General features: G+C 43.0%; 9 protein-coding genes. 1 reads left to right on the top strand and 8 read right to left on the bottom strand.

Features of this window, described 5'->3' with window-relative positions:
- Positions 1–42 precede the first annotated feature (42 nt).
- Positions 43–1035 carry an ABC transporter transmembrane domain-containing protein gene (locus tag AC6I8V_RS25015; protein ID WP_497846648.1) on the bottom strand — a complete coding sequence of 331 codons (993 nt, stop codon included), beginning with the start codon at positions 1033–1035 and terminating at the stop codon, positions 43–45.
- 872 nt (positions 1036–1907) lie between these two features.
- Here AC6I8V_RS25015 and AC6I8V_RS25010 point away from each other — a divergent pair.
- The gene (locus AC6I8V_RS25010) at positions 1908–3248 is read left to right on the top strand and encodes a gluconate:H+ symporter (protein WP_497846647.1); all 1341 of its coding nucleotides are present in this window, start codon (positions 1908–1910) and stop codon (positions 3246–3248) included.
- 642 nt (positions 3249–3890) lie between these two features.
- Here AC6I8V_RS25010 and AC6I8V_RS25005 read toward each other — a convergent pair.
- The 7 genes from AC6I8V_RS25005 to AC6I8V_RS24975 form a co-directional block, all read right to left on the bottom strand.
- A complete protein-coding gene (locus AC6I8V_RS25005; protein ID WP_497846646.1) occupies positions 3891–4631 on the bottom strand; it encodes a carbonic anhydrase in 741 nt (246 codons plus the stop codon).
- A 490-nt stretch (positions 4632–5121) separates the two neighbouring features.
- Positions 5122–5298 (bottom strand): hypothetical protein, encoded by a 177-nt coding sequence (locus tag AC6I8V_RS25000; RefSeq protein ID WP_497846645.1) that lies wholly within the window; start codon positions 5296–5298, stop codon positions 5122–5124.
- A gap of 653 nt (positions 5299–5951) precedes the next feature.
- Positions 5952–6647, bottom strand: coding sequence for an aquaporin Z (gene aqpZ, locus AC6I8V_RS24995; RefSeq protein ID WP_497846644.1), 696 nt, complete (start codon positions 6645–6647; stop codon positions 5952–5954).
- A gap of 336 nt (positions 6648–6983) precedes the next feature.
- The gene (locus tag AC6I8V_RS24990; protein WP_497847038.1) at positions 6984–7316 is read right to left on the bottom strand and encodes a hypothetical protein; all 333 of its coding nucleotides are present in this window, start codon (positions 7314–7316) and stop codon (positions 6984–6986) included.
- A 1159-nt stretch (positions 7317–8475) separates the two neighbouring features.
- A complete protein-coding gene (locus tag AC6I8V_RS24985) occupies positions 8476–8790 on the bottom strand; it encodes a hypothetical protein (protein WP_497846643.1) in 315 nt (104 codons plus the stop codon).
- A gap of 246 nt (positions 8791–9036) precedes the next feature.
- Entirely contained in the window at positions 9037–9252 is a 216-nt protein-coding gene (locus tag AC6I8V_RS24980; RefSeq protein WP_497839101.1) for a YgdI/YgdR family lipoprotein, read from the bottom strand.
- Positions 9253–9346: 94 nt separating this feature from the next.
- The gene (locus AC6I8V_RS24975; RefSeq protein WP_497846642.1) at positions 9347–12256 is read right to left on the bottom strand and encodes an autotransporter outer membrane beta-barrel domain-containing protein; all 2910 of its coding nucleotides are present in this window, start codon (positions 12254–12256) and stop codon (positions 9347–9349) included.
- Between the last annotated feature and the right edge of the window lie 265 nt (positions 12257–12521).

The following is a 12521-nucleotide window of genomic DNA, read 5'->3' as shown; positions in this document are numbered from 1 at the left end:
TTAACAGAAAAGGAGACATGCTCGAGGATAATGTGCTCATCATTATGTGGGGGCGTGAGCGTGATGTTTTCTACAGTTAATCGTCCTTGCGGGGGTGGTAAAGACAGACCAAGGGTTGGGGCTGGAAAATCGACTAATAAACGGGTTATTCGGTTCCAGGACAATCTGGCAGACCGGACGTGCAACACCAATTAACTGTTCAACCGGTGATAAAACGCGCCCCAGTAGTATGGAACCTGCGATCATCATCCCTGGGGAGATATCACCGCGGATGGCCAACCAACAACCCAAGCCGAGAATCAAGGATTGCAGCGCCATACGACAATATTTAGTGATTGCCACCATCAAAGAGGCATATTCGCTGGCCTTGCTTTGATGAAACAGAAACGTCTGATGCATGCGATTCCATCGCGTTCTGAGATTATCCAGCATTCCCATTGATACGATGATTTCTGCATGTTGTAAGCTACTGTGTGCTTGATGATTGGATATAATTGAAAGATGGTTGGCTTGGCTAAGCAGTTTATAAGTCAGTTTATTATTGATCAACGCGAGGGTAATGAGTAAGAGTACGCCGCCAAGTGCAAACACACCCATCCAGAAGTTAAATAAAAAAATAACCAACATATATAATGGAAACCATAGTGCATCAAAAAATGAAAACAATGCTGGTCCGGTAATAAACTGTCGTAGGCTTGTCAGGTCATTGAGTGTCTGAGATGCATCGCCACCATTTTTTGCCAGGTTTTTATTGCAGGCTGCTGTGAAAATTTTTCCTGACAACGCATTATCAAATTGATTTCCAACTCTAATTACGATCATGCTTCGGCTATATTCCAGTAGAGCCATGATAGCGAACATAGCCAGAACAAGCACAGTCAACATCAGCAACGTGTCAGTATTCCCTGAGGTCAAGGCACGGTCATAAACCTGAAGCATATAAATTGATGGAGCAAGCATCAACACGTTGATGGCTGAAGAAAAAATAGCTATTGAAAATAACGTCCACTTACTGACATCAAGAAAATCTTTCATTACACTCCTTGATAACATTCCATCTCCACACTCCAATATGACAATCTCCATTGTTGCAATGATTCTAAATTCTCTAATTTTATCTCGTAGCGCCTACGCTGTAAAAATCCACTCTTAGAATACCCCATTGCTAAACCCCGCTCATCAAGTTCCGTGATTATACACAATGGGAATTAACTGATTCAGCATCGAGTTTACATTTATTCAATAAGTGGTGTTATATGATAATAATTGTATGTGTTAAAGTAATAAAGTCGTAATGTTATAGATGTTGAGTTTAAAGTAATGATCGCTCTTTGATTGTGAAATATTTCATTTATCATAATTAATGATGGTATGTATAGAGATTGGTAATATTACGTGACCCAATCAAGTTTAAAAAAATGTCTCCAATTTGATAAAAATCAATTTTTACCGGAATAACTCTTAGGGGATGATATTTTCTCACTAAAAATCAATATATTGAATTTTAATGAATCATAATATTAACGATTTACTAACAAATTGTGTAGGTTTTCATTAGAAAAGATAGAAGACATCGGCGGGTGAGTTAGAGCTGGCCTGGCGCAGGCTGGAGGAAATGAAAAGTAACGAGTAAGCCATTGGCACAGATTAAAGAAAAATGATACTGCGTGAGGAATTCCGCCTGGCCTGATAATAAGGCTGAGTTATCCATCTTATCTGACCATTAAGTCACTAAATCAAACAAAAGTGGATTTACAATTGCGCTAACATCCTTTGTCATATGAATCTGCACTGCAGCGAGAATATGGATATTTCCCAACTCGACTATGAAGTGTGAACTAACGCATAAAAAAAAAGATGCTTACTGGTATGGTAGAAGGCCAATTCATCTTGATAAGGGTTTTAATATGACAGAATCACTCTCTTTGATATGGGTGTTGCTGGGCATTGGATTATTGATACTACTCAATCAAAAATTTAAATTTCACAACATTTTTTCTTTGCTTATTGCTGGGATTTTTGTTGCTGTAATGGTTGGAATACCTATTGATAAAGTTGTCCCGCTAGTTCAAAACGGACTCGGGAGCATAATGGGGCATCTTGCGCTAATTATAATATTTGGAGCAGTAATCGGTAAATTCATGAGTGAATCTGGCGCCAGTCATGTTATTGCCGAAACTGTTTTAAGGTATTGTGGACAAAAATACTTACCTTTCGGATTGCTCCTTATCGGGGTGATCTTCGGCATGGCAATGTTTTATGAAGTTGCTTTCCTGATTGCAACCCCATTGGTATTAAGTATTGCAAAAAAATCAAATATTCCTTATATGAAACTAGTAATACCGGTTGTAGTAGGAGCCACGATGGGACATAGCATTTTCCCTCCTCAACCGGGACCGGTAGCTCTCATCACTGCTTTTAACGCAAGTATTGTGCAAGTGTATGTTTATGGGGCGCTGATACTTATACCCTCTTTGCTGTGCGCAGGCATCCTTCTACCAAAATTTTTGCCAGGAATTAAGGATATTCAGCTTAATTCTATGATTAAATTATCTCCAGACGTAAAATTTGAATTCCTTCCTTCTTTTAAAACAAGTATAGCAATTCCTCTTATACCTGCAGTACTTATGATTCTAGCTTCAATAATTAAGACAGTCAGTCCAGAAGGGTCATTTTTTTATAAATTATTTAGTTTTATTGGTAGTGCAGAAATTAGTATGCTTTTGGCAACTATTGCTGCAATTTGGCTTCTGGGAGTAAAAAGAAATTTAACTTTTGAAAAGATCACCGAAGATGTTTCTGACTCAATTTCACGAATTGCGAATGTACTCTTTGTAATTAGTGCAGGCGGAATATTAAAACAAGTAATTGTTGATTCAAACGTTGGAGATAGCATTGCCTTACTAATGAGCAAGTTAGACATATCCCCATTTTTAATTGCATGGCTTATAACGGCTGTAATACGTATTCTCACTGGTCAGGGTGCTGTAGCTGCAATTACATCCGCTGGTATTGTAGCTCCAATGATTGATGCCTTCGATTTGAACCCTGCAATGATGGTGCTTGCGGTAGCATGCGGTAGTAATACTATTACTTTAATGTATGATGGTGGCTTTCTACTTTTCAAAGAGACATTTGGAATATCAATGAAAGATACATTTAAAACTTGGGGGTTATTGGAGTTGATTAACTCTGTTGTAGGTTTATTTTGTGTTATTGTTTTAAATTATCTCTTCATGATTTTATAAGCACTAGCCACCGATCGAGTAATTGAAAGACAAAATACTCAGTCCTGTGGCAACTTAAATTTTAATGATAAAAATACCGAGGAATCATATCAGACTCATAAAAACCATCAAAAGCCAATTCACATTCATTTAAAATCAGCACGTTCTCTTTGTGTTCGATAATTAAAGCCGGTAACTAACCGGTTTTAATTATTGTTATTGAGGTTATCCAGGATAAAGTGCAGAAAAGCACCATTAAAATCCATACTGACCGTCGAAACATTTCCATCTCTCTGCCTTTAATTTCCCTTGTGACCAGAAACTATATCTCTAAAAAAATTTAAAGTGGTTTTACAGATTAATTGCCTATTCCCGGAGCTGCGTTATCTTAAAACATACAAACACGAAACATTCGTAAAATAATCACACTCAAATGGCTATAATGATATGTTTTAACACTGTCTCTATAAATGAAAAATTACTCATACGCTATGGATTATTTAACACTAGCTAGTTGCTTGAAGGGAAAATCACGGGAAGGGTAAGAGTGGTTGGTGAAATTGATCGTGATGATGGCCGGGTAGAAATTGACTCTGACAGCATTTAGATACTGAAATAGCCCCTCCAAAATCACAGAGGGACTTATTTCAATGTCAGCTTAACTTATTCAACTATAACCCTTCCGTTTAATGGCTGTAGAGGTCTGTTGTTACTTGTCCTAAGTGCTTGCTGAATTTTTTCAAGCTGTGCCTGAGATAACTCGACAGTGTTCTTCATCACTATCCAGCGTAATCCTTCGGTACAGGGAGGTGTGGTCAGTGAACCGCTATATCGATAGTAATGCTTATCCTGTGGGAATAGAGGCGTTAAATCTATTTCATTCTTTACTTTTACTTCCTGGTTAATTTTTTTGGGTAAATCAGAAAGAATAGAGCTTATTACTGAGTTCTCTTTCCCTACTGTAAACATAACAGCTATGACAGCCACGTCGCCAGTTTTGTTACTATGTACGAAATGTGCCTCCAGTGGAAAACTTTTTCCTTCAACCATATTTTCACTAGGTGTGTGAAAGTGAAACTGTTTAAGCTCAAATTTCTCACCGTCAATAATGAAATCGTCCTGATCTGTTACGTTGACCTGCAAAGTATGCCCGTTATTTATTATGGATTCTGGAGCAGTGTGAAAATCAATTTTAAGAGGAGGAAGACCTCCCTTAACGGCATTTCTGATGTCTATAGGTGACTGAAACTTGCCATTGTGACATTCTTTATATTCACTGCCTAAATCCCCCCAGTGCTGCGGCCCAGCTTTGCCCTCATAGTTCCAGTGAGGAAGAGAAGCATGACTCAATGACACTCCACTTACGAACAATGTAATACCAAAAATCAGACGACAATATTTCATATAACCTTCCATTAGTTGATTTTCTATATAAAACCATCAGCACTATAAACGCTCATAAGCTTTTCCATAAATACATAAAAGTCACAAACTATAGGTTCCTTAATACGTGTCAATTTTTTGCAAGATAACTTCTCGTTTTCATTTTTTCAGAATAAATAACCGTATTAATCTGCAGTACAATAATTACCTTATTAAAGTTCGCTGCTCGCCGTCGGATCAGTAACGGAATAGCATGACTGCAAGAAAAAGTGGCTGCATAGCTCGGCAGAACCATACAGTAGACATGTGTGGCCGATGACGACAGAGAAGCATAAACATAGCGCGGCCATCACTAAACTTTCGGCGGTGCTGATACCAGCCGCCGCCGTGGGGCAACGCAGCATGGTGAGGTAAGGCTTTTCCCGATAGCCCTCTTCATAATTCAGTATTCCAATAATCCGACTCACTTCATTTCTTCTTCTCTAGCGACCTGCTTTACCCTGCACGCCCTTCACGCGGCAGCGAGATCCGGCAAGACCTGCTCTTTGTAGCCGGAGATGATGTCGCCACTGGCGCGATTATTAGTGACGCAGGAAGAGATCTCGCCAATGAGGGATTTCCAAAATAGCGCCACCCTTCTACCACTCAGCACCAACGCATCGATGCCGGTGGTCAACGTTTCAGTCATGACTGGCCACGCGGTCGGTACTTCTGTGCCTGCAGCGCATCTCCGTCTACGGCATGGCCCGGAGTGGTTTAAAAGCCCCGGAGGGAAGAAGCAACTGGGGAGGGTTTGAATCGCAATACGAGAAACCCGTACAATTGGTTGGTTAAGCAATTATTGATCTGAGGCGTAAAAAAAACCTGCTTTCGCAGGTTAAGAGTATATAGCTATTTTTAATAATGACAGGCATAAGGCTTAACGATTAAAGCGTGTCAAATTCGCGTTTAACACGCCTGTGATATTAAATTAATGTGACTTTCAATATTTGATTAATGTCAACTTACGCACTCTAAATGACATAAAAACAATGTCATATGAGAAGATATGTTGGTTTATATTCTCTGGTATCAACTACTGCAGTGTCGGGGGCCTCTCGGTAGTTAAGGCAAGTTAGCAACCTGAACTGCTCGCCTTACATTGAGCTAAACCTGACTTAGCCCCGTTGTTTAGGGGGATTCACCTCAGCGCCGATATAAGGGCCAATTCGTAAAAATATAATTTTCAGAGGTAAAGTTACCAATCTTGGGATGATCCTGGTTATTTTAACAAATCCCGGGTTCAGAAACGTTAAAACCCGCACATTGGCGGGCTTTTAACATGTTCTGACTGTTCAGGTGTTAGTCTTTACTCTGAAAAAAGAAGCGATAAATCAGCCCACCAAGAACGCCTCCAGCCAGTGGAACAGCCCAGAATACCCAGAGCTGCTGCAAAGCCCAGGTTCCCTGATAAATGGCAACAGCAGTGCTTCGCGCCGGATTCACAGATGTGTTAGTTACCGGAATACTGATAAGATGAATAAGTGTTAGCGACAGACCAATAGCAATCGGTGCGAAGCCAGTCGGGGCTCGTTTATCAGTAGCTCCATGTATAACAATCAAGAAAAATGCTGTCAGGACCAGCTCAATCATAATGGCAGCCTGAAGAGAATACCCTCCAGGAGAATGGTCACCAAACCCATTCGATGCAAAACCACTGACTGTCACATCGAAATCAGACTTTCCACTTGCTATCAGATACAGAACACCTCCAGCAGCTATTCCACCAATAACCTGAGAAATGATGTAAGGGATAACATCTTTGAACGAAATTCTGCCACCAGCCCACAATCCCAGTGTTACAGCCGGGTTAAAATGAGCACCAGATATATGACCAACAGCAAATGCCATTGTTAAAACTGTCAGGCCGAAGGCGAGTGCTACCCCAGAGAACCCGATACCAAGCTGGGGATAGGCCGTAGCTAACACAGCACTCCCGCAACCACCAAATACCAACCAGAACGTACCAAAGAATTCAGCAACATTTTTTCTCAACATCCATAGTTCCTTCTATTACTCGTTAATGATTAACAGCTTTACATAAAACGGGATTATGATAATCGATATACCACAGAAGGAAACGAAATTTATATTTTCACGAAAAATAACCATCAAATCGCCGGTATTAATAAGATATTTCTCACACAGCAGTAAGCGCTATCTTATTTTAAGCCGGAAACTTCATTCCGCCGCACAAATAATACAAAAAATGGCTGGGCGGCGGATTGATAATTTTCAGATAACGTAATGCGGCGTTATGACAGGAGTACTGATACATAGTATCTCGCGAATACCCTCGCCGTATCGCCCGAAAGCAAAAGAGTGACAATAAAACTATATTTTCTGTAATCCGTAGGGGCAATCTTTGAACAGACACCTTTTGTTAGAGAGGCAAATGCTATTTTTATGCCCGCGCCCTGGGCACTCGCACTCTTTGTGAATTTCCCCCCAGACTTCTGGCCGAAAAGGGTGTATCTTCAGGATATCCAGAAATTCTCCATTCCTGATGTTTAATGCCATAAAATCCAGAATGTGTACTTCATCGCACATCATTAGTATATGATGATTCGTACTCCAGACAATCATAAACTCATCCCTATCTGAAAGCATTATTGTAAAGAAGCTTCCAGTTGATGAACAGGCTAAACTCTCTATGACTTGAAACATCATATCATCACTCCTTGTTAATAAAGAAACTGCAATTAGCCTAATTTCAATAAGTTATGATTTTTAAAAGGAATAGTATAAATACATATAATTTACTAAAGGGGTGTATTTTAATGCATCATAAACCCCAAACTTTCTTTGTCCTCTTTAATTACTATGCAATAGTATATACATATAGTCAAAAAAACACTTACATTTTTAACTTGTTGTTTAATGCTATCATTTTGAAATGAGTCGAAAAATAATACTTGAATCTTGCGATAGAACACACAAATAAACTGCTTGCACCAAATTCTTTTATCTTCTTTAAGTTGGCATTACAGATTGATTATACTTTCCATGCGAATTATTTTCAGTAAGGGAATATGTAGTGTTGCACTCAACTGCAAACATCACAAATTACTGGTCGTCTGTTATTTATGGTAACTATCGGATTCGAATCGTTCCGATATTAAGTTTTCTTGAAAGAAAACTATTATATACATCGTGTAGAACGGTAAATTCATTCATCAGTCCTCGACTCGCCACTACTTTTAGTGAGTTAATTAATATCGATAAATGAACTACTGGGGGGTGTTTTTATAAAAGGTGTGCGTGTTCTAATTTGACGTTACATTCTTTTAATTTTTCGCAAGATTCACAGCATGCTGTGCTGTACCTTATATATTACAAAAATAGCCAAAAAATGACCCATATTTTAAACTATTTTTAAATGTTTTAATGTGGAAGTCGTCTTCTGTCCGTAGTTGATATATCAATCATGAATAAAAATAGGTTTTTTTATCTATGGTATTGATTATATGTTTAAGTGATCTGTGTCAGAATTTCTTCCGTGAGTTAGTGCATAACTTACTTCCCATACAATCTTTAACCTTCATTTTCATATTTAATCGATTCTCGATAACGCCCTGTTCTTTGGGCGTTTTTTTTAGACTTTAACCTCCAGTCCGGAAAACAGAACTGCTATTGGCCCGGTAATGTGGCCTGAATACCAAATGCAAATAAATAAAATAGCGGGTGCAGTAACTCTGATAGCGATGTGGGAAGCTATTTGTCTGACATTCTCAAATGAGATTAAATATTTTAACGCCGCCAGGCGGCGTACTTGTCATTTTTTCAATTGTGTATTAGTAATGTCAAATGGATATCATTGCCCTTTTCAGATAAGCGCGGACATCACCATGCTGACAAAACCAGTCGCCGCCAGCGGCATCAGTGCTGCGCTGATGTAGCATACTGTGGCATTCAGAGTACAGCTGCGGGCGGCATCAGCATAAATACATTCCATATTATCGGCCTTCGTATTCTCTGTTTCGGTGTTATTCCGTATATGCTCTGCCAGCAGGTTACGCCAGAACTTCGCATCCGTATTGAATATCTGCCCCCAGAATGCAACTGCCAGGCTCAGTATCAGCATCAGAACGGCAATAGCTGGCACAAGGATGGGTGTGTGGTTAAAGAAAATGATGTCCATCAGGATCTCTCTGCGTTGTCAGGAACAGTAAGGCGGTGCTGGTTGGTGATTCAACTCAGAGAACCTGCGCGATGTCAGCGTTATTATTGGTGGCCTGATAACAGTGTCTACCCTGCCTTTATTCCGTGTTTTAACTGCCGGAAGGGACAAAAAACGACTTATGCAGATTTCTAAGCCCCCTTTCCTTCAGGGAAAGGGGGAGCCAGGCATTTTCCGTTTTTACCGTGATTTTCGGCTAACAGAACTCTATTTTTCGACCATCTGTTGTATCTGGTCACGGTTGATTTCGTGCTTATTCCCGCCTGCATCCTTGTATGTCACAAGGCCGGTAGCTTTGTCGGTTTCGGGTTTGCCTTTCGTAACAATCATATCCCCGCTGCGGGTCTGAATAACGTAATCACTGGAACAGCCTGTCAGTAAAGCTGCTGCGGCGAAAATCGTAAAAAATGCGTATTTTTTCATGGTGTTTCCCTTGTTTTTCCGGGGTATCCTGCAGAAACAGTACCAAAAACCTGAACCGCTCGCTGCAGGACCGGCAGTTCAGGTTATATCACCGTCAGAACTGGTAACGCAGTCCCAGCATCCCTTCCGTATCGCTGTAACCTTTACCGCCCATTACCTGAGCCACGCTGGTCCAGACGGTCATTGCCTGTGATACTTTGCCTTCCAGCCCGGCTTTCAGCTCTCCGGCATTACGCGTCCCGGTCACGTTATCTTCTGTACCCCCGAGTGAGGCACCGTACTGCTTCGTGTTATAAATCCAGTTGGCTTCAATAAATGGCTGGAACTCCCGCCCGGTATCCTTATCCAGTGCACTTTTCCCGTTGAGGTAGGTGCGCATGCCAAGCTTAAGCGTCACGTTATCCTGGCCGGAGGACTGCACCTGCGTACCGTTGCTTTCCATGTGGTCGTCCGCTTTGATACCACTCCAGATAATCTGTCCATGTGGCTGGAGCCATAAGGTGTTTTCGAGGCCGCTTTCTGTCGTCCACCCTGACACCTGCCAGTCGTAGCCGGTCTCTGCCGACGCCATCAGCCCTTTGCTGTTATAGGTTTCCGGTGAAAGATCCTGCCCTTTCACTTCGTTGTCGAACCACGCATATTGCAGCCAGCTGTCAACATACAAGCCACCTTTCGCTTCAGGATCCTGATACCAGGTCGCGTACAGACCTGCACTGTAGCCGTCCACTGAGCCTTCAGAGCGGTAGCCGGTCAGCGAATTTCGCGTTTTACTGTTCTGATCGGCGTAGCCGCCCATCACGCCCAGGCGAAGTTTTCCTGCATTCCCCTGTGACTGCCAGACATCCCCCCCGAGCTGAACGACATAGCGGTTGGCCGCGGTTTTATTCTGTCCGTCAGACAGTGAAGCCTTATTACGCCCCCCGAGTTGTCGCAGCCACAGGCTGCTGGTTTCTGTGTTGCCTGTCAGCGGGTCAACGTATTGCGTTTCTCCGGCGCGGTCGTGCAGGCTCATTGCAAACATCGTATTGGCCGCCTGGAGGTTGGCGGTGTAACTGCCCGTCTCAGGACGCACGGCCCGGACGGTATCTGTGCCGGAACTGTCTCCGTCGGTCAGATACGACGTAAGATACCAACCTGATGTGTCGGTGCCGGAGGTGTTTCCCTTCTGCAGGCTGTAGTCATAGGCACCGGCAACCACGCGGTTACCTAACGTGAAGTCAGCACCGGACGTACCGTCCACTTCAATCAGCTGAATGCCTTCCAGCGTCTGCGCGCCTGAACCGTTTTCGTTGGCCACGTAAAGTGTGCTGCTGCCGCTGGTATCGCCGGTAATCACCAGACGGTCGGTCAGCGAGTCATCCCCGGCCAGCACCGAGCCAAGCGACACAGAACTGCCAGCCGTACCGGTGTAATCGCCGTTAATGGTCAGCGTATTGCCGGCGCTGGTGTCTGTCGGGTTTAGCACCAGTGTGCCGCTGTTGACCAGGCTACCGTTTAAAGTTGAAGAGGTATTGCTCTCATCACTGAGTGAGACCGTCCCGGTATTGGTCAGGTTGCCATTCAGTACCGAGCCATTGCTCAGTATAAGGCTGCCACTATTACTGATGGCATCGGCAGCAGTGTCGGTGGCCGTCCACTGCGTGTTATCCGCCAGGGTGAGCGTACTGCCCGTCGCCACACTTATGCTGCCGACGGTGGCCGCACTGGCTGTGGTGTACGCGGTAGCATCACTGGTCGTGCCGATGCTGACAGACGAAGCGTCGCTGCCGGTAATGGTGCCGGAGACGGACGCTGCACTGCCTGCCAGGGTCATTGCCGCATCGCCCAGCGCGACATTTCCGTTAATGATGCCATAGTTCAGGATACCGCCGCTGATGGTACCGGTGTTGTTGATATCACCGTTGAGGGTGCCGGTGTTGGTAACGCTGCCAGCGATGGTACCGGTATTCAATAATACCTCTGGTGCATTATCATCAGTTTGAATGTTAACGCCATTGATCGTACCGGCATTTATAACGGAGCCGGAAATGATGTTCCCGTTTGCTATCAGTCCGTTTATCGTGCCATTCGCCGCGTTGATGATATCGCCGTCAACGCTCCCTATATTGGCAAAGGAGCCGGTGATACTTCCGGTGTTCAGCAAGCCGGTCGTCCCGCTGAGAGTACCCAGATTGGCTATTTCACCATTGATCGTGCCACTGTTCGCGATACCCTCACCGATTGTTCCTGTGTTGTTGATATTGCCGGTAATGGTGCCCGTATTCGTTACGGCACCGCTGACAGTGCCCGCATTCTCGATGGCATTTTGGGCGGTAAGGGTTCCGCTGTTGTTAACGGAACCGACGGTACCTGTATCAGTGATTTCGAGTGCCGTATTGGTGGCCGTAACCGTTCCGAGGTTGCTGAAACTGGCAACGTCACCGCTGAATGTCAGGGCCGTGGTCTCAGAATTCATCACCATACCGGCATCATTAACCACGTCCCCGGTACTGGCCCCGGCACCGACCCAGAGGATCCGCCCTTTCCCGGAAAGCAACGGTATATCATTTTCCCACCGATAGAATGATGAGCCGGAGGCGAGATAATAGAGATAGTCGCCAAAGTTATAAACAGAAGTCAAATCACCTGGAGCACCGGTCTGTCCATTGTTAATTGCATTTGAGGCAAATCCATTGCCAAGGTAGAAGCCATTAAGGCCGTATAAATCGAAATCGGTATATTTGTCCGAGCCTTCTCCGGATAATAATCTTGGTGTCGCTCCGCTCGATAATGAGTCTATGTAGACGACAGTATCGTAAGCTGATACCTGTGCCGCCGTTGGGGTGGTAGTTGAATCACCTGTTAACTGGCGGTTAATGTAGTTTTCAGTAATGGCGAGTATATTTTTACCGATTGGAGCAGTCGGTGTCTGTGGCTCGCTCCAGCCCACCATAGGAAACATTAGTATGAGATGCGGCAGTAGTTTTATCTTCATTCCATCACCTTGAAACAGTAAGCTTAACATTATGATTTCGATAAGGTTATATTATGATGAAAATTAAATTCTTGTAAGAAAGTTACAACTTTTGTTTAGAAGCGGTTGACGTGTATTAATGTAGCCTGGGTTTGCGTTTAGCACAAAAATAAAAACAAAATAGTCATATGGATCAAGTTTCTACCGATGTTTCTTTTTAAAAAAGGATTTTATGGTCATCAATTCACTAAAATTAAGATTTTTCTTCAAAAAAATTATTGGACTTTTGCATTAGCAAGCCAAAGGAGTTAAGCAA

It is taken from the genome of Pantoea sp. X-Soil-TKNS-1207 (genome assembly GCF_059730485.1).
This window is presented reverse-complemented; position numbering and strand designations above follow the sequence as displayed.

Bases quoted from the DNA above. Each gene is read 5' to 3' on its own strand.
- AC6I8V_RS25000 (WP_497846645.1), bottom strand. From the start codon at position 5,298: ATGACTGAAACGTTGACCACCGGCATCGATGCGTTGGTGCTGAGTGGT.
- aqpZ (WP_497846644.1), bottom strand. From the start codon at position 6,647: ATGTTGAGAAAAAATGTTGCTGAATTCTTTGGTACGTTCTGGTTGGTA.
- AC6I8V_RS25010 (WP_497846647.1), top strand. From the start codon at position 1,908: ATGACAGAATCACTCTCTTTGATATGGGTGTTGCTGGGCATTGGATTA.
- AC6I8V_RS25015 (WP_497846648.1), bottom strand. From the start codon at position 1,035: ATGAAAGATTTTCTTGATGTCAGTAAGTGGACGTTATTTTCAATAGCT.
- AC6I8V_RS24980 (WP_497839101.1), bottom strand. From the start codon at position 9,252: ATGAAAAAATACGCATTTTTTACGATTTTCGCCGCAGCAGCTTTACTG.
- AC6I8V_RS25005 (WP_497846646.1), bottom strand. From the start codon at position 4,631: ATGAAATATTGTCGTCTGATTTTTGGTATTACATTGTTCGTAAGTGGA.
- AC6I8V_RS24990 (WP_497847038.1), bottom strand. From the start codon at position 7,316: ATGTTTCAAGTCATAGAGAGTTTAGCCTGTTCATCAACTGGAAGCTTC.
- AC6I8V_RS24985 (WP_497846643.1), bottom strand. From the start codon at position 8,790: ATGGACATCATTTTCTTTAACCACACACCCATCCTTGTGCCAGCTATT.
- AC6I8V_RS24975 (WP_497846642.1), bottom strand. From the start codon at position 12,256: ATGTTAAGCTTACTGTTTCAAGGTGATGGAATGAAGATAAAACTACTG.